Here is an 18308-nt window from a genome sequence, read left to right as displayed (position 1 = left end):
TGGGATCGACGGCGCAAGAACGGCTTGCCAGTCAGCCAACCATTCTAGCATCAGCCGGTCGGGTGCCTCGCCACGTCTAGGCTGGCTGGATGCGAGCCATTCTCCAGCGCGCGAGCCGCGCCAGCGTCAGCGTCGACGGCACGGTGGTGGGCGCCCTGCCCGGCCCCGGATTGGTGGTCCTGGTCGGCGCCACGCATTCCGACAGCACCGAGGACGCCGCGGCGCTGGCGGAGAAGATCTGGCGGCTGCGCATCCTGGACGGCGAACTCTCCTGCGCCGATGCCGGAGCCCCGCTGCTGGTGGTCAGCCAGTTCACCCTGTACGCCGACACCCGGCGTGGCCGACGGCCGTCCTGGTCCGCGGCCGCCCCCGGTGAGGTCAGTGAACCGCTGCTGGATCACTTTGTCTCGGCCCTGCGCGGGCTGGGCGCCCAGGTGGAAACCGGCGTCTTCGGCGCCATGATGGAGGTGGAACTGGTCAATTCCGGCCCGTTCACCATCAGCCTGGACACCGAGGACTTCACCAAGCCGCGCCGCAGCTGACGCGTGCTGACGTTGGAAAAGCCAGGCCCCGCCGTCGGATGACCGGACGCCCGCCGTTGGAACGGGCCGCTGCAGCCAGGCCCCGCCGTCGGAATAGCCCGGGCCGCCTGCTGTTGGAAAGCTGGCCGCTGCCGCCGGACCCCGCCGTCGTTATGATCCGCGGATGATCTTGCGCAGCCGGTCCACCCGCGCCGAGATCTCCCGCTCGGCGCCGTTCGTGGTGGGTTCGTAGTAGTTCCGGCCCACCAGGTCGTCCGGCGCGTACTGCTGGGTGGCGATCCCGTGCGGCGCGTTGTGCGAGTAGACATAGCCCTTGCCGTGGCCCATCCCCTTCGCCCCCGCATAGTGGGAGTCGCGCAGGTGGAGGGGAACCCCTTGGCCGCGCCCTGCCCGGACATCGGCCACCGCGGCGTTGATCGCGTCGTGGCAGGCCGGCGACTTCGGCGCGGTGGCAATGTGGACCACGGCCTGGGCCAGGACCAGCCGGGCCTCCGGCATGCCGATCAACTGGACCGCCTGCGCGGCGGCGACCGCGGTCTGCAACGCGGTGGGATCGGCCATCCCGACGTCTTCGGAGGCGTGCACCATGATCCGGCGGGCCACGAAGCGCGGGTCCTCCCCCGCCTCCAGCATCCGTGCCATGTAGTGCAGCGCGGCGTCCACGTCGGAACCGCGCATGGACTTGATGAAGGCACTGGTGATGTCGTAGTGCTGGTCCCCGGCCTTGTCATAGCGCAAGGCGGCACGGTCCATCGCGCGCTCGGCGTGGCTGAGCTCCACCCGGACCGGGCTGCCGTCGGCGCCTTCTCCGCCGGACTCCCCCCAGGCCACACCCGCCGCGGCTTCCAGCGCGGTCAGGCCGCGGCGCGCGTCGCCGGCGGCCAGCCGGACCAGGTGTTCCAGCGCCTCGTCGCTCAGTTCCACGCGGCCGGCCAGCCCGCGCTCGTCCTGGACCGCGCGCACCAGCAGTTGCTCAATGTCATCGGCGGTCAGCGGTTTCAGGGTCAGCAGCAGCGAACGGGACAGCAGCGGCGAGACAACCGAGAACGACGGGTTTTCCGTGGTGGCGGCAACCAGCACTACCCAGCGGTTTTCGACGCCGGGCAGCAGCGCGTCCTGCTGCGCCTTGTTGAACCGGTGGATCTCGTCCAGGAACAGCACCGTGGTGGTGCGGTGCAGGTCGCGGGCGGTCAGTGCCTCGTCCATTACGCGGCGCACGTCCTTGACGCCGGCGGTGATCGCGGAGAGCTCCACGAACTTGCGGCCGGGACCGCGGGCGATCACATGCGCCAGCGTGGTCTTGCCGGTACCGGGCGGGCCCCAGAGGATCACCGACGACGGCCCGGCAGGCCCGGTGGCGGCCCCGCCGGCCGCCAGCAGCCGCAGCGGAGACCCGGGCTCCAGCAGGTGCTGCTGGCCCACCACGTCATCGAGCGTGCGCGGCCGCATCCGGACCGCCAGCGGGCTGCGCGGCCGCGAGGAGCCGCCGGATACTGCATCGTGGCTGCCGGCCTCGGCGTCGTAGTCTTCGTCGTCGCCCGCGGCTGCACTGAACAAATCACTCACACCGTCAAGGCTATCCGTTCGCGGCGCTGTGCTGGCGGCATCGCCCGCGCGGAAGTTCGGGCATCACCCGCGCTCTGCCCTGCCGCGCCCTGTTCCGGTCCCCGGGCAAGACGGGGCACCCTGCAGACAGCGCAGCTACCCGGACTGGGGTTCGAAGTCGATCCGCACCACGGACCGGCTAAGGCTCGAAGTCGATCCGCATCACGGCCCGGCGGGCGGTGGGGCGGCTGACTTCGCGGAAACCGGCCGCAGCGAAGATGCTGTGGCTGCCCACATAGAGTTCGCCCCACGTCATCTCCTGCCCCGGCTTCAAGACCAGCGGGTACCCTTCGACGGCGCGGGCCCCGTTCTCCTCCGCCCAGTCCGGCACGGCAGCGGCCAACGCACGACTGATGCCCCGGCGCCGAAAACCCTTCCGGGTCACAAAGCAGACGGCTGCCCAGACACTGCCGTCGTCCGGATCCTCATCACGGCCGGCCCACACCACCCGGCTGGTCCGCAAGCGACGGTAGGCCGTCCGCGGCTCCACCGCGCACCAACCGGCCGGCTCACCGTCCAGGTAGGCGACCAGGCCGCTGGTGGCCCCGGCCGCCGGGTCGCCACAGGAGGTCCCGGCCCGGAGCCGGAGGGCCCGTTCCTCGACGTGCTCCTCGCGCCATTGGGCCGGAGCCGACTGGAACCACTGGCACTGGCAGCTGGCAGCCTCGCCGCGGACGCCCAGCACTAACTGCAGTTCGTCCCAGGACGCCTCGTTCGCGGGCACAATCGCCACGTCGGCGCCGGTCTCCGTAGTCATGCCCCCAGCAGACAACACGGCGGGCGCGCACCACAAGAGGTACGCGCCCGCCGTCGTCCGTCAATGCCGAAAGGGATGCCGGCTGTGCCGGCTTACTTGGCCCCGGCTTCCTTAGCTGCCGGTTCCTTGGCTGCCGGTTCCTTGGGCTGCGGCTTGGCGTCCACGCCAGCCTCCTTGCGCTGCTGCGGCGTGATCGCGGCGGGCGCGGCGGTCAGCGGGTCGTAACCGCCGCCGGTCTTCGGGAAGGCGATGACTTCGCGGATCGAATCCTCGCCGGCCAGCAGCGCCACCACGCGGTCCCAGCCGAACGCGATGCCGCCGTGCGGCGGGGCGCCGTACTTGAAGCCTTCCAGCAGGAAGCCGAACTTGGTCTGTGCCGATTCCTTGTCCAGGCCCATCACCTTGAACACACGCTCCTGCATGTCGCGCTGGTGAATACGGATGGAACCGCCGCCGATCTCGTTGCCGTTGCAGACAATGTCGTAGGCGTAGGACAGCGCCGACTCCGGGTCGGTGTCGAAGGTGTCCATGAACTCCGGCTTGGGCGAGGTGAAGGCGTGGTGCACGGCCGTCCATTTACCGGATCCGACGGCCACGTCGCCGGAGGCCACGGCGGCTTCGGCCGGTTCGAACATCGGCGCGTCCACGATCCAGACGAACGCCCAGTCGCCGTCGTTGATCAATCCGGTGCGGTGGCCGATTTCCACCCGGGCCGCGCCGAGCAGCGCCCGAGACGAGGACCGGTCGCCGGCGGCGAAGAAGATGCAGTCACCGGGCTTGGCGCCGACGGTGCCGGCGAGGTTCTCGCGTTCGAAGTCGGTGAGGTTCTTGGCCACCGGGCCGGTGAGCTCGCCGTCCTCCTGGACCAGCACGTAGGCCAGGCCCTTGGCGCCGCGCTGCTTGGCCCATTCCTGCCAGGCGTCCAGCGTGCGACGGGCCTGAGAGGCACCGCCGGGCATCACCACGGCGCCCACATAGGGGGCCTGGAAGACGCGGAAGGTGGTGTCCTTGAAGAACTCGGTGAGCTCGGTCAGTTCCTGGCCGAACCGCAGGTCGGGCTTGTCCGAACCGTACTTGTCCATCGCCTCGGCGTAGGTCATCCGGGCGATCGGGGTGCTGATCTCGACGCCGATCAGCCGCCACAGTGCCTGCACAATCCGCTCACCCAGCGCGATGATGTCGTCCTGGTCCACGAAGCTGGCTTCGATGTCCAGCTGGGTGAATTCCGGCTGCCGATCGGCGCGGAAGTCCTCATCGCGGTAGCAGCGGGCAATCTGGTAGTACTTCTCGAAGCCGCCCACCTGCAGCAGCTGCTTGAACAGCTGCGGGGACTGCGGCAGCGCGTACCAGGATCCGGGGGCCAGGCGTGCCGGCACCAGGAAGTCGCGGGCGCCTTCCGGCGTCGAGCGGGTCAACGTCGGGGTTTCGATCTCCACGAATCCGTCGGCGTGCAGCAGTTCACGCGCCACCCGGTTGACCTCCGAACGCAGCCGCAGCGCCTTCGACGGACCGGGCCGGCGCAGGTCCAGGTAACGGTGCTTGAGGCGGGCTTCCTCGCCCACCTCCACGTGCTCATCCACCTGGAACGGCAGCGGTTCGGCAGTATTGAGAACGACGACGTCCTCCGCGATGACCTCTACCTCGCCGCTGGCAAGGCCCGGGTTTTCGTTGCCCTCGGGCCGCTTCTCCACCGTGCCTTTAATCTGCAGCACATACTCGTTGCGCAGCGCATGGAAGACGTCCTCTTCGCGGACCACCACCTGGGCCACGCCGGAGGCATCGCGCAGATCCAGGAAGGCCACACCACCGTGGTCGCGGCGGCGGGCCACCCAGCCGGCGAGGGTAACGGTTTGTCCGATGTGCTCGGCCCTGAGGGTGCCGAGGTCGTGTGTGCGCAGCACAACAGTCCTTCCGGTAGAACGAATTGCTCAGCTGTCCGTCCGCTGTTGTTTACCTGTGCGGCTGCGGCGTACGGCTATGGTTAGTGGAGACGTACACGAGTTTACCGTTGATCACGCGGCGCCCCGGACCCTTGTCTCCGCACCATGCGGCACCAGCGGCCCGAGAGGCCGAAGACCCTGCGGGCCCGCAGCTAGGAGCTGTGGCATCTGTGAGTAGTGAATCATCGCTGGAACGCCGGTTGGGCGGGGTGGACGCCACCACGGTGGGCGTCGGCTCCATGATCGGTGCGGGCGTTTTCGTCGTCTTCACGCCGGCTGCCGCCGCGGCCGGGCCCTGGCTGCCGCTGGCACTGGCCATCGCCGGCATCGTGGCGTACTGCAACGCCAGCGCCACGGCACAATTGGCCACCCTCTACCCCACCAGCGGCGGGGCCTACATCTACGGCCGGAAGCGGCTGGGCGAATGGCCCGGTTTCCTAGCCGGCTGGAGCTTCGTCACCGGCAAGATTGCGTCCTGCGCGGCGATGGCGCTGACCTTCGGCATTTACGTCTTCCCCGACTATGCCACCGCCGCCGCTGTGGCCGCCGTGGTGGTACTGACCACGGTCAACCTGCTGGGCATCACCAGGACCGCTTGGGTGACCCGCTGGATCGTAGCTTTTGTGGCCGCCGTTCTGGTGTTCGTGGTGGTGGTGGCGTTCGACGCCGACCCCATCGGCGGACCGGCAACCCAGACCGAGGTATCCGCCTACGGAGTCCTGCAAGCCGCCGGGCTGTTCTTCTTCGCGTTCGCCGGCTACGCACGGATTGCGACCATGGGCGAAGAGATCCGCGAACCAAAGAAGCTAATCCCGCTGGCCATCTTCTCCGCACTGTTGATCACGTTCGTGCTCTACGTGCTGATCGGCCTGGGCCTGCTGCGCTATCTGGGACCCGAATTGCTGGCCATGACCGAAGCCCCGCTGCACGCGGTGATGGAGGAGGTCGGCGGCGGAGTGGGCACCACGGCCATTGCCCTGGCCGCTGCCCTGGCGAGCCTGGGCGCGCTGCTGGCGTTGATCGCCGGCGTGGGCCGAACCACCTTCGCCATGGCCCGGGAAGGGGACCTGCCCCGGATTTTCACCAGGGTGGGCACGCGCTTCAAGGTCCCGTGGGCAGCGGAACTGGTGGTCGCCGTCGTCGTGATCTTCCTGCTCCTGACCCAGGACGTGCTGGCCGTAGTCGGCTTCTCCAGCTTCGGCGTGCTGATTTATTACAGCGTTGCCAATGCCGCTGCCCTGACTCTGGACGAACGGCCCTGGCACGCGCCGAAGCTGCTGAATGTGGCCGGGCTGGTCGGCTGCCTGCTGCTGGCGTTCACGCTGCCGATTACCTCGGTGGTGCTGATGGTCGCGGTCCTCGCCGTCGGCGTCATCGGCCGGGCCGTTCTGGCCCCGGTGCGGCGCCGGCCCGAAGCCTAAGCGGCGGCCCGGCAGCTCAACCGCACTCGCCCACCGGAGAACCCGCTGGGCGAGTGCGGATCGGTCTAAACCGCCAGGGCTAGTGGGCGGCGGCGGTGACCTGCGGAACCAAGTCCTCGGCCGGCGGCGTCCAACTGGCCGGATCGGCGGCGGTCTGGTCGCCGGAACGGATGTCCTTCACCTCGTGGCTCAGGCTGCCGTCTTCGGCCACCGAGGTGAACCAGACGAAGGGGATGCCGCGGCGGTCGGCGTACTTGATCTGTTTGCCGAACTTGTCAGCCTTCGCTGCCACTTCGACGCTGATGCCGCGTTCGCGCAGCTGACCCGCCACGTCCTGGGCCTGCGACCAGCTGTCCTCGTTCGCCAAGGTGACCAGCACCGCCGTCGGGACATGCCGTGATGCGGTGGCGAACTCCTGGCCCAATATCCGCATGACCAGTCGGGTGACGCCGATGGACAGCCCGACGCCGGGGAAGGTCCGGTTACCCTTGGTTGCCAGCGCGTCATACCGGCCGCCCGAGCAGATGGATCCGAGCTGCTCGTGGCCCACCAGCACGGTTTCGTAGACGGTGCCGGTGTAGTAGTCCAGGCCGCGGGCGATGCTGAGGTCGGCCATGACCTTGCCCGGTGCGCGCCGGTGCGCCTCGCCGATGACTTCCTCCAGTTCGGCCAAGCCGGTTTCCAGCAGTTCGTGCTGGACGCCCAGGGCGCGGACCTGGTCCACGAAGGATGTGTCCTCAGTGCGGATGGAGGCCAGCTTGAGCGCGGCCTGCGCCTGTTCGTCGGTGGCCCCGAGTTCTTCCTGCAGCAGCGCGGCAACCTTTTCCGGGCCGATCTTCTCCAGCTTGTCGATGCTGCGCAGCACGCCGGCCGTATCGGTCAGGCCGATGCCGCGGTAGAAGCCCTCGGCGAGCTTGCGGTTGTTCACCCGCAGCTTGAAATCCGGGATGGGCAGGGCGCCGAGGGCCTCGACGATCACCAGTGCCAGTTCCACGTCGTAGCGGAACGGCAGCTCGCCGTCGCCCACCACGTCGATGTCCGCCTGGGTGAACTCCCGGGCGCGGCCCTCCTGCGGGCGCTCCCCGCGCCAGACTTTCTGGATTTGGTAGCGGCGGAACGGGAAGGCCAGGTGGCCGGCGTTCTCTACTACATAGCGCGCGAACGGCACGGTGAGGTCGAAGTGCAGGGCCAGTTTGTCGTCGCCCTTGCCTTCGGCTTCATCGGCCTGCAGCCGGTGCAGGCCGTAGACCTCTTTATCGATCTCGCCCTTGCGCAGCAGCTGGGCTACGGTCTCGACGGCGCGGGTCTCAATGGAAGAGAAGCCGTGCAGCTCAAAAGTCCGGCGCAGCGAATCCAGCACGTGAAGTTCCACAAGCCTCTCCTGCGGAAGCCATTCCGGGAAGCCTGACAGCGAGGCCTTGCGTGCCATACGGACGTATCTCCTAGTACATGAGGGTGAAGAAGGGCTGATCGTTCTGAAGCCGGCGACCGCGCAGCGGCACTGAATCGCTAAACTGGCTGCTGGACCATTTTAAGGCCTGCCACGGCAGCGGAACCAAACCGCGCTGCCGGTGCGGCCGCCGCCGGCGCGGCGGACCGAGTCAGCGTAGACGTCAGCGGAGACCAGGAGGAGCTTTGGCACGGAAAAGTCCGGACCGCGAAGCCCGGCGGCGGATTGCCCTAATGGAAGCCAAGCGCGACCTGCGCCGGCAGCAATCGGCGCGGCGCAAAAGGGACAATATTGCGGCCGGTGCGGCAATCGCAGTCTTGGTGGCCGGTGCCGTAACCGTGCAGCTCACTGTCTTCGCCTCGAACCCCACCCCGTCCCAAATGGATCAGGTCCGCCAAGGCCTCGAGGACCCGGCAGCCGTCCCCTCGCCGTCGTCCTCCGGCAATGCGGCACACATCCCGTCTCCTGAGCTTGCCGCCGGCAAAGTCTTCAACGGCACCATCGCGACCAATGAAGGCGATATCGGCGTGGAATTGGACGGCAAGGCCGCTCCCCAGGCAGCCGCGGTCTTCACCACGTTGGCGAAGGACGGATTCTTTGAGGGTAAGACCTGCCACCGGCTCACCACTGCCACCAGCATGGGAGTGCTCCAGTGCGGCTCGGTGGACGGCGCGGGCAGCGGCGACCCGGAGTACCAGTGGGGGCCGGTAGAGAACACCCCCGAGGACGGCGTCTACCCCGCCGGCACGATCGCCGTGGCCCGCGGCGCGAGCACCTACAGCAACGGGACGCAGTTCTTCATTGCGTGGAAAGATTCGACGATCCCGCAGGATACCGGCGGCTACACGATTATGGGTAAGGTAACCGAAGGGCTGGACGTCATCGAGCAGATTGCGGCCGGCGGTGTCGAGGATGCTGCCAGCCAGGACGGACCGCCTAAAATACCGGTAACAATAAAGTCGTTCACCATCCAGTGAGCCCAACACCACGACGGTGCCGTCTCAAAAGACGGTCCCGGACACAAGCGAAAGAGTTCTAGCGGTGACACCTAGTCAACAATCCGACGAAACAGCTCAGACCACCGAGACCGAGCAGGCCCCGGCCGCTCCGGCAACGGTTGATCCGGCACAAGCCGAGCAGACCGGGCAGTCGCCCGAGGAGCACGCCGAGCAGGCTACGGCCGAGCCGGCCGCGGCGGAGCAGGCCGAACAGACCCAGACTGAGCAGTCTGAACCGGCCGCGCAGGCCCAGACTGAGCCGGCCGCGGAGGCCCAAGCTGATCAGGCACCGGCTGAGCAAGCCAAGACTGAGCAGGCACCTGATGCTGCGGCGGCTGCCCCCTCGGCCCCGAGCCAGGCTGCCAAGCCGACGCCGAAGCCCATGCCCGGCCCGAAGCCCACGCCCGCCGCCATGTTCGGGAAGAGCGCCACTGCCGCTTCGGCACAGCAAGTCATCCCGGCCCCGACGGTCACTTCCACGCCGTTGTCCGAGGCGTCCAAGTGGGCCCGGGTGACCGACGACGGGCATGTGTTCCTGCTGATCGACGGTCAAGAACACCCGGTTGGGCAGTACCCGGATACCAGCAAGGACGAAGCGCTGGCCTACTTTGTGCGTAAGTACGACGACGTCGCAGCCCAGGCAGCACTGCTGGAGCAGCGTGTGGAAGCCAAGGCGCCGTCCACCGACATGCACAAGACACTGGAACACCTGAAGGCCCAGACGGCAGAACGCCACATGGTGGGCGACATCCCCGCGCTTGAGGCGAGGCTGGAATCACTGGGCACTGCTATCAGCGATCTGCAGAAGGCCGAGAAGGCCGGGCAGGAGGCCCAGCGGGCCGCTGAACTGGCTGCCCGGGAGGCCATCGTCGCCGAGGCCGAGGAGATCGCGGGCAAGGAACCGTCGACGGTTCAGTGGAAGACCAGCAGCGCACGGATGAACGAGCTTTTCGATGCCTGGAAGTCCGCTCAGAAGAGCGGCGTCCGGCTGGGCCGCAGCACCGAGGACGCGCTGTGGAAGCGGTTCCGCTCCGCGCGCACGGTCTTCGACCGGCACCGCCGGGCCTTCTTCAGCCAGCTCGACAGCGACAACGCCGCGGCCAAGGCCGCCAAGGAAGCCTTGATTGCGCGTGCCGAAGAGCTTTCCAGCTCGACCGACTGGGGACACACCGCCGCCGAGTACCGGAAGCTGATGGACGAGTGGAAGGCCTCGAAGCGCGCCAGCCGCAAGGACGATGACGCCCTGTGGACGCGGTTCCGTGCGGCCCAGGACAAGTTCTTCGCTGCTCGGCAGTCAGCCAATGAGGCGATCGATCAGGAATTCTCCGCCAACTTGGCGGTCAAGGAGGCGCTGGTAGCCGAGGCGCAGGCGCTGCTGCCGGTGACCGATCTGGCCGCGGCCAAGAAGGCCCTGCAGTCGATCCGCGATCGTTGGGAGGAAGCAGGCAAGGTTCCCCGCGGCGACATGCAGCGGATCGACGCCGGCCTGCGCAAGGTCGAGGATGCCGTCAAGACTGCCGAGGACGATCACTGGCGCCGGACCAACCCGGAGACCAAGGCCCGCACCAACAGCGCGCTCTCCCAGCTCGAGTCCGCCATTGCCGGGCTTGAGGATGATTTGGCTCAGGCCGAACAGGCCGGAGACCAGCGGCGGATCACCGCGGCACGCGAGGCCTTGGAGGCGCGCCGCCAGTGGCTGGACACTCTCCAGCGCTCCGCAGAGGACTTCTCCTAGCAGCCAAGACCTACACAACCGGAGGGGCCGGGACCGCTTTCCACAAAGCAGTCCCGGCCCTTCGGCTGCTGGATGCCGTTTGGCATGCTGGCTGGCATGGCCCTTCACCCTTCCCCTGCCTCGCCGGCTGCTGTCTCCACGGCGCAGGTGCCGCCGATGGTTCTGCGGCCCGGCCACCCATTCAGTCGCAGTGAGCTCGAGTGCATGAGGTTGGACGGCCTCCTGGTCAACGTGTACGGCCCGGGATTTGCGTTGCCCTGGGACCAGGTGACGCCCCGACACCGCGCTGCTGCCGCCTTCTTTAGCCTGCCGGAGCAGGTCCGCCGGAAGGTGGTGCTGGGGCGGTTGACGGCGGCGTGGGTTTACGGCTGCGCCCCGGAGCCCCAAAAACTCTCGGTCCTGCTGGATCACCGGCACAGGGCAACCTCGCAGGGCCGCTATCGCCTGGCCCTCATCCATGAGGTGACGCTGGGACCATTGGATACGGTGACCATCGGCGGCGTCCCGGTCAGCACACCGCTGCGGACGGCGCTGGACGTGGCGCTGCATGCACCGGAACCCGACGCGGTCCGCGTCTTGTGCGCGCTGGCGCAAGCCAAGACACTCGGCTGCCGGTTGGACGTGATTCGGCAGGCGATCGAGGCCAAGCCCAGGTTGCCTGGCAAGGCGCGCGCGCTGCAGCGCATCGACGCGGCGATGGACGCGAAGCCATAGCCCAAGCTCACGCCAGCGGACGCTGCCCTGCTCCGGCGCGCTGACGGCCCGGGATTGGATCAGCGGCGCTGCGAGCCCGAGGTGCGGTAGACGTCGTACACGCCATCGATGCGCCGGACAGCACTGAGGACGTGGCTCAGGTACTTTGGATCGCCCATCTCGAAGGAGAACCGCGAGATGGCTAGCCGGTCGCTGGAGGTATGCACGGTCGCGGAAAGGATGTTGACGTGGTTCTCGGCCAGCACACGGGTGACGTCGGAGAGCAAGCTCTTGCGGTCCAGGGCCTCTACCTGGATCTCCACCAAGAAGACGCTGGACTGGGTGGGTGCCCACGCGACGTTGACGATCCGGTCGGGACTTTCCCGCAGCTCCGCCACGTTCCGGCAGTCGGACCGGTGAACGGAGACGCCCGACCCCCGCGTGACGAACCCGACGATCGGATCCGGCGGAACCGGGGTGCAGCACCGGGCCAGCTTGACCCAGACGTCGCCCACGCCGACCACCGTGACACCGGAGTCCGGATGCTTGGGCCGCCTGACCACGGTCGAAATGGACGGCTCGGTTTCCTCGACGGCTTCCTGCCCGCCGAGCAGGCCGACCAAGTGCTCGATGACGTTTTGCGCGGAGGTATGGCCGTCGCCCACCGCGGCATACAGCGCGGACACGTCGGCGTGGTGCAGTTCCTGCGCCACCGACATTAACGCATCGTGCGTCATCATCTTCTGCAGCGGCAGGTTCTGCTTCCGCATGGCGCGGGTGAGGTGTTCCTTGCCCTTTTCGATCGCCTCTTCGCGGCGTTCCTTGGTGAACCATTGCCGGATCTTGTTCCGTGCCCGCGGGCTCTTGACGAAGCCCTGCCAGTCCTGGCTCGGGCCCGCACCCTCCGCCTTGGAGGTGAAAATTTCCACCCAGTCGCCGTGGTTGAGCTCGCTGTTGAGCGGGACCAGTTTGCCGTTGACCCGGGCACCGATGGTGCGGTGACCCACTTCGGTATGCACTGCGTAGGCGAAGTCCACCGGCGTGGAACCGGCCGGCAGCGCCATGACTTCGCCCTTGGGCGTGAAGACGAAGACTTCCTTGGCGTTGATTTCAAACCGCAGGGAGTCGAGGAACTCGGCCGGATCGCTGGTTTCCTGCTGCCAGTCGACCAGGCTCCGGAGCCATCCCATGTCTCCGCCGTCGGCAGTTCCGCCGCGCGCGATGTCCTTGTACTTCCAATGCGCCGCAACGCCGTACTCGGCGCGACGGTGCATCTCGTGGGTGCGAATCTGGATCTCCACCGGCTTGCCGCCCGGCCCGATCACTGTGGTGTGCAGCGACTGGTACATATTGAACTTGGGCATGGCGATGTAGTCTTTGAACCGGCCGGGCAGCGGGTTCCAGCGCGAATGCAGGGCTCCCAGCGCGGCATAGCAGTCGCGGACCGTGTCCACCAGCACCCGGATGCCCATCAGGTCGTGGATGTCGTCGAAGTCCTTACCTCGCACAATCATCTTCTGGTAGATGGAGTAGTAGTGCTTCGGCCTGCCGGTGATCGTGGCCTTGATCTTCACTGCACGCAGATCATCGCCGATCTTGGTGCGCAGCGTGGTCAGGTACTTCTCGCGCTCGGGGGTGCGCTCCCCCACCATCCGCACGATCTCCTCGTAGACCTTGGGATGCAGGGCCGCGAACGAGAGGTCTTCCAGCTCCCACTTGATGGTGTTCATGCCCAGCCGGTGGGCCAGCGGAGCGAAGATCTCCAGGGTCTCGCGGGCCTTTTTTGCGGAAGACTCCGGGGACACGAAGCGCCAGGTGCGGGCGTTGTGCAGCCGGTCGGCGAGTTTGATCACCAGGACACGGATGTCCTTGGCCATCGCCACAACCATCTTGCGCACGGTCTCCGACTGCGCCGCGTCGCCGAACTGCACTTTGTCCAGCTTGGTGACGCCGTCGACCAGCATGGCGACTTCCGGACCGAACTCTTTCTTGAGGTTGTCGAGGGTGTACTCCGTGTCCTCGACGGTGTCGTGAAGCAGCGCGGCAGCCAGGGTGGTCCCGGTCATGCCCAGTTCAGCCAGGATGGTGGCGACCGCCACCGGGTGCGTGATGTAGGGATCGCCGCTCTTGCGCTTTTGTCCGCGGTGGCTGCGTTCGGCCACAACAAAGGCGCGCTGGATCAGGTCGAAGTCCTCGCGCGGATTGTTCGCCCGCACGGTGCGGAGCAGTGGCTCGAGGATGGGCGAATAGCCGGAACCACCCCTGCCTGCCAACCGGGCCAGCCGGGACATAGTGCGTTCCCGGCGGCCCGGGAAGGCGTGGCGGACCGGTGCGGTAGCCGGAGTGTCCTTGACCGCAGGCACTACAGAAGAACCAGGATCCGGCTTCACGCCGCTATCACTGGCCTGCTCGGTCGACCTGAGGTTCTCGGCCAATCCTGCCCGCCTTTCCGACTTGTCCTGAAGCTGACGCTGGCTTTGGTAGTCCACCCGCCAGCCGAAGCACCACCTGAATGTTGCTCCGCAACGTCCAGTCTATGCCCGCCCCTGCTGCCCCGGCACCCGGAGCCGCGTCACACTCCCCCGGCCCGGCAGGGACGCCTCACAGCCCCGGGGCCCCAACAGCACACAAGCCGGGGCCCGGGACAGCGCCATTGACCGTCACACTTCGCCAGAACGCGGAGCGGCGTCAGACGGTGACAGCCTCGTTCCGGCGTCGTTCTTCCACACGCTGGGCCTGCTTGACCAGCGCCGGTTCCTTCACACGGATCCGTGCGTACATCGGTGCCGCAATGAAGATGGTGGTCGCCGCGCCAATGATGATGCCGATGAAGAGGGCCAGCGACAGGTCCTTCAGCGTGCCAGCACCCAAGACGAACGCGCCGATGAATAGAATGGCGGCCACCGGCAGGACGGCGACAACGGAGGTGTTGATCGACCTGACCAGCGTCTGATTCACAGCCAGGTTGACCTCTTCCGCGAACGTCCTCCTGGTGGACTTGTCCAAGTCCTTGGTGTTCTCACGGATCTTGTCGAAGACCACCACGGTGTCATACAGCGAATAGCCCAGAATGGTCAGGAAGCCGATGATCGCCGAGGGCGTGACCTCGAAGTCGCTGAGCGAGTAGATGCCAGCGGTCAGGACCAGCACCACCACCAGCCCGCTGAGCGCGGAGATGGACATCTTCCACGTCCGGAAGTACAGCGCCATCATGAACGCCGCCAGCACAACGAACACCACCAGGCCCCAGAGCGCCTGCCGGGTCACGTCTGCGCCCCAGGTGGGACCGACGTACGAGGAGGTCACTTCGTTGGCCTGAACACCGTAGGCACCAACCAACTCATCGCGCAGTTGCAGGGTCTGATCATCGTCCAGCCGTTCGGTCTGGATCCGCATGGTGCCGGGCGCGATGTTGGTCACCCGAGGATCGGACTCCGAAGCGACCTTGGCCACGGCGGCTTCGCCCGGTCCGGCGTCGGTGTTCTGAACGTTGGACACCGTGAACTCGGAACCACCGCGGAAATCGATGCCTAGGTTAAAGCCGCCCTTGACGAACGGCACCACGATGGAGAGCAGGATGCCGACGATGGCGATGGCGAACCAGACCTTGTACTTGCCGACAAAGTCATAGGAGCGCTTGCCGGTGTAGAGATCGTTGCCCCACTTAGCAAAGTTGGCCATTAGTTGCTCTCCTTGTTGGCGCCGCGGCCTGCGCCGCTGGTCGCCTGCTGCTTCTCGGCCGCTCGGCGTTCGGCAATGGTCTGGCGGCGGCCCGCTTCGGCGGCAGCCGCGGTGTTCTTGGCCCGGACCGGGGTCGTGCGTTCGCCCGGCTGGCGGACGCGCCCCGCACCTCGGTAGAGCGGCACCGCGCCCAGCAACCGCGGGTCAAGGCCGGAGAACCGGTGGCCCTCGCCGAAGAATTTGGTCTTGGCCAGCAGCACCATGGTCGGGTGGGTGAACAGGAAGACCACCAGAAGGTCGGCCACCGCGGTCAAGCCCAGCGTGAAGGCGAACCCTCGCACGTTGCCCACGGCCACGAAGTACAGCACGACGGCGGCCAGCAGGTTGACTGCCTTGGAGGCCAACACGGTCTGCCGTGCACGCTTCCAACCGTTATCCACCGCGGAGACCAGACCCCGGCCCTCGCGCAGTTCATCGCGGATGCGTTCGAAGTAGACGATGAACGAGTCGGCAGTCTGGCCGATGGCCACAATCAGGCCGGCGACGCCAGCCAGCGAAAGCCGGTAGTTCTCGGTCCAGCCCAAAATCGCAATGGCCAGATACGTGATCAGGCCCGCCACCACCAGCGACGCAATCGTGACGAAGCCGAGCGCCCGGTACTGGAAGAGTGAGTAGCCGGCGACCAGCACCAGGCCGATGAGCCCGGCGATCAGGCCCATCCGCAACTGGTCGGCGCCGAGCGTTGCGGAAATCTGCTGCTCGCTTTGGATCTCGAAGCTGATCGGCAGGGCGCCGTACTTCAGCTGTTCGGAAAGGCCGCGCGCGGACTCTTCGGTGAAGTTGCCGGTGATCTGCGGCTTGCCGTCCGGAATGACGGCGTTCGTGGTCGGTGCGGAGATCACCTGGCCGTCCAGCACAATCGCGAACTGGTTCCGTGCTCCGGAAAGCCCGAACAGACGTTCCGTGACCGCCTTGAAGGTCCGGGTACCTTCGCCGTTGAACTCAATGTTGACGGCCCACTGGTTCAGGGTCTGTCCCTGCTGGCCGCGGGTCTGCCCGAAGCTGGAGTCGGCGATGTCGGTGCCAGGTACTTCCACCGGGCCCAGGATGTACTTCATTCCGGTGTCCGGTTCGCAGGCAACCATCGGCTTCGCCGGGTCGGCAGCCTCGGCCTCGTTCGCCGCAGCGGCGGGGTCAAGGCAGTCGAGCGCTTCGAATTCCTGGAAGAGTTCGGGTGTGATCCAGTTCGGGTCGCTGAAGTTCTCCGGCTTGGCCGTCGGCTTCGGAATATCCTTCACCGGTGTCCGCTCCGCTTCAGGGACAGCCGCGCCCGTCGAAGAGGTCAGGACCGGGCGGAATTCCATGTCGGCTGACGCCTGGATCAGTTCGCGGGTGCGCTGGTCCGGAATGCCGGGCAGGCTGACCACCACATTGCGGCCGGACTGCGTGGTGATCTCCGCTTCTGCCACGCCGGAGCCATCAACGCGCTGGCGGATGATCTCCACGGCCTGGTTCAGTTGCTCACCGGTGATCTGGCCTCCGGCGCCCTGCACCTTCGGCGCCAGGATCATCTGCGTGCCACCCTCAAGGTCGAGCGCCAGCTTCGGAGCCCAGCTCGCTTGGTTGGTGAAAACACCGCTGCCGAGAATGACGGTACCGGCGGCAAGCAGCACACCGAGCCATATAAGTGTCCGCCGAGCAATGCTGGTGGAACCGGATCGTGCCATGGAAGATCTTTCTCTCATTGACTCAGGCGGCCGGCCAAAACGGCCGGTACACGGCGAAGTGGCGGGGGCATGCCCCGCCACTGCACGCCGATGCGGCTAAGCCGTCGCTGGCCTACTTGGTGTCTTTGTTCTGCTCTTCGTTGAGGCGCTTCAAGGTCTCCTCGGCGGTTTCCTCCGGGCGGTCGGCCGTCTCGGCGGTCAGCGAAGACGCATCGTCCGGAACCTCGGGGGTCTCCGGCGTCACCACTTCGTTGACTGCCTGCGTGTGCACCGTGGCGGTGTTGCCCGGAGACAGTTCGAGGACCACCTTGTTGTTGTCGGCGTCAACGGAAACGACGGTGCCGAAGAGACCGAACTGCGTCATGACCTCGGTGCCGGGAACCATCTGTTCCTTAAGGCGCTCGGTCTTTTCGCGCATCTGGGCCTGGACCTTCTTCTGCTTGCGGAACATGAAGAAGATCAGCAGCGCGAAAACCGCGAACAACCCGATGGTCATCACGTCGATGCCACCGGACTGCTGCTGGGTATTGGTAGCAGCGAAGAGATTTACGAACACAGGAAATTCCGTCCTAGATGTCTGGGGCGGACCGGCAGGAAATGCCGGACCGTGTACGCAGCCTGCCGGGTTCCTGACGGAACGGCGCACTCCGCACGTTCCTACCATTCTACGCGGTGACCGCGCTTACACGGCCACTTCAGTTGTCGGCGAAATCCGTGTCCGGCTCCAAAAGCTCGGCAAGCAGGTCGCCGGTCTGGCCCGCGGCCAGATGATCGGGCACCGCCAGCCCCAGATGTTGCCACGCGGCGGCTGTGGCGATCCGCCCGCGCGGCGTCCGCCCCAGCAGGCCTTCCCGGACCAAATACGGCTCGGCCACGGTCTCCACCGTTTCCGTTTCCTCGCCGACGGCAATGGCCAGCGTGGACAGCCCGACCGGCCCGCCGCCGAACTTGGTAATCAGCGCGGTCAGCACCGACCGGTCCAGCCGGTCCAGACCGCGCTCGTCAACTTCGTACATGTCCAGTGCAGCGGCTGCGGCGCGGGAATCGATTTCGTCGATCTTGTGCACCAACGCCCAGTCCCGGACCCGGCGGAGCAGACGGTTGGCGATCCGGGGTGTGCCGCGGGAGCGGCCGGCGATCTCGGCAAACCCTGCGGAACTCACCTTCAAATCCAGCAGCATCGCCGAGCGGCGAAGCACCAGTTCCAGTTCTTCGACGGCGTAGAACTCCAGGTGCCCGGTGAAGCCGAACCGGTCGCGCAGCGGGCCCGGGAGCAGGCCGGCCCGGGTGGTGGCTCCCACCAGCGTGAAGGGCGGCAGATCAAGCGGAATCGCTGTGGCGCCGGCTCCCTTGCCCACCACGATGTCCACCCGGAAGTCTTCCATGGCCATGTACAGCATTTCCTCTGCCGGACGCGACATCCGGTGGATCTCATCGAGGAAGAGGATCTCCCCTTCGGTCAACGAGGACAGAATCGCCGCCAAATCGCCCGCATGCTGGATCGCCGGACCGGAACTGATCCGCAGCGGCGCGTTCATTTCCGCCGCGATGATCATCGCCAGCGTGGTCTTGCCCAGCCCGGGCGGACCGGACAGCAGAACGTGGTCGGCGGTCCGCTCGCGGATCCGGGACGCTTCCAGCACCAGCGACAGCTGCTGCCGGACTCTGGCCTGGCCCACGAAATCGTCCAGGTTCTTAGGCCGCAGCGCAGATTCGATGGCCCGTTCCTCGGCCTCCGACGCGGTGGAGACCAGCCGGC

The 18308-nt window shown here is 66.8% G+C and carries 14 protein-coding genes; 5 read left to right on the top strand and 9 right to left on the bottom strand.

From position 1 onward, the window contains the following. Positions 1–89 precede the first annotated feature (89 nt). Entirely contained in the window at positions 90–542 is a 453-nt protein-coding gene (gene dtd, locus ACMX2H_RS02675) for a D-aminoacyl-tRNA deacylase (protein ID WP_414958841.1), read from the top strand. Positions 543–692: 150 nt separating this feature from the next. Here the strand turns inward: dtd and ACMX2H_RS02670 are convergent, their stop codons facing one another. The 3 genes from ACMX2H_RS02670 to aspS all read right to left on the bottom strand — a co-directional run bounded on the left by ACMX2H_RS02670 (position 693) and on the right by aspS (position 4805). Next, the gene (locus tag ACMX2H_RS02670; RefSeq protein ID WP_414958840.1) at positions 693–2108 is read right to left on the bottom strand and encodes a replication-associated recombination protein A; all 1416 of its coding nucleotides are present in this window, start codon (positions 2106–2108) and stop codon (positions 693–695) included. Between the two features lie 178 nt (positions 2109–2286). After that, complete coding sequence (locus tag ACMX2H_RS02665) at positions 2287–2904, bottom strand: GNAT family N-acetyltransferase (RefSeq protein ID WP_414958839.1); 618 nt, start codon at positions 2902–2904, stop codon at positions 2287–2289. Between the two features lie 92 nt (positions 2905–2996). Beyond that, positions 2997–4805: an aspartate--tRNA ligase gene (gene aspS, locus ACMX2H_RS02660; protein ID WP_414958838.1), complete on the bottom strand. Its 1809-nt coding sequence runs from the start codon at positions 4803–4805 to the stop codon at positions 2997–2999. A gap of 209 nt (positions 4806–5014) precedes the next feature. On the opposite strand from aspS, the gene ACMX2H_RS02655 reads away from it, so the two are divergent. After that, the gene (locus tag ACMX2H_RS02655) at positions 5015–6265 is read left to right on the top strand and encodes an APC family permease (RefSeq protein ID WP_414958837.1); all 1251 of its coding nucleotides are present in this window, start codon (positions 5015–5017) and stop codon (positions 6263–6265) included. Between the two features lie 79 nt (positions 6266–6344). On the opposite strand, the gene hisS is transcribed toward ACMX2H_RS02655, so the two are convergent. After that, entirely contained in the window at positions 6345–7694 is a 1350-nt protein-coding gene (gene hisS, locus ACMX2H_RS02650; protein WP_414958836.1) for a histidine--tRNA ligase, read from the bottom strand. Between the two features lie 206 nt (positions 7695–7900). Here hisS and ACMX2H_RS02645 point away from each other — a divergent pair, with 206 nt between their 5' ends. The 3 genes from ACMX2H_RS02645 (at position 7901) to ACMX2H_RS02635 (ending at position 11162) form a co-directional block, all read left to right on the top strand. Then, positions 7901–8692, top strand: a complete 792-nt coding sequence (locus tag ACMX2H_RS02645; RefSeq protein ID WP_414958835.1) for a peptidylprolyl isomerase — start codon at positions 7901–7903, stop codon at positions 8690–8692. Between the two features lie 64 nt (positions 8693–8756). After that, positions 8757–10448, top strand: coding sequence for a DUF349 domain-containing protein (locus tag ACMX2H_RS02640; protein WP_414958834.1), 1692 nt, complete (start codon positions 8757–8759; stop codon positions 10446–10448). A gap of 204 nt (positions 10449–10652) precedes the next feature. Beyond that, the gene (locus ACMX2H_RS02635) at positions 10653–11162 is read left to right on the top strand and encodes a type IV toxin-antitoxin system AbiEi family antitoxin (protein WP_414958833.1); all 510 of its coding nucleotides are present in this window, start codon (positions 10653–10655) and stop codon (positions 11160–11162) included. A 59-nt stretch (positions 11163–11221) separates the two neighbouring features. Here the strand turns inward: ACMX2H_RS02635 and ACMX2H_RS02630 are convergent, their stop codons facing one another. The 5 genes from ACMX2H_RS02630 to ruvB all read right to left on the bottom strand — a co-directional run bounded on the left by ACMX2H_RS02630 (position 11222) and on the right by ruvB (position 18303). After that, on the bottom strand, positions 11222–13432 hold the full coding sequence (locus tag ACMX2H_RS02630; RefSeq protein ID WP_136785488.1) for a RelA/SpoT family protein: 2211 nt from the start codon (positions 13430–13432) through the stop codon (positions 11222–11224). Positions 13433–13829: 397 nt separating this feature from the next. Continuing rightward, positions 13830–14822 (bottom strand): protein translocase subunit SecF, encoded by a 993-nt coding sequence (gene secF, locus ACMX2H_RS02625; protein WP_414958832.1) that lies wholly within the window; start codon positions 14820–14822, stop codon positions 13830–13832. Then, positions 14822–16549: a protein translocase subunit SecD gene (gene secD, locus ACMX2H_RS02620; RefSeq protein ID WP_414958831.1), complete on the bottom strand. Its 1728-nt coding sequence runs from the start codon at positions 16547–16549 to the stop codon at positions 14822–14824. The genes secF and secD overlap by 1 nt, the downstream gene beginning before the upstream one ends. Positions 16550–16661: 112 nt before the next feature. Next, positions 16662–17045 (bottom strand): preprotein translocase subunit YajC, encoded by a 384-nt coding sequence (gene yajC / locus ACMX2H_RS02615; RefSeq protein ID WP_414958862.1) that lies wholly within the window; start codon positions 17043–17045, stop codon positions 16662–16664. 199 nt (positions 17046–17244) lie between these two features. Beyond that, a complete protein-coding gene (ruvB, locus tag ACMX2H_RS02610; RefSeq protein WP_136785490.1) occupies positions 17245–18303 on the bottom strand; it encodes a Holliday junction branch migration DNA helicase RuvB in 1059 nt (352 codons plus the stop codon). Positions 18304–18308 lie beyond the last annotated feature (5 nt).

It is taken from the genome of Arthrobacter sulfonylureivorans (genome assembly GCF_047607445.1).
Lineage (GTDB): Bacteria > Actinomycetota > Actinomycetes > Actinomycetales > Micrococcaceae > Crystallibacter > Crystallibacter sulfonylureivorans_A.
This window is presented reverse-complemented; position numbering and strand designations above follow the sequence as displayed.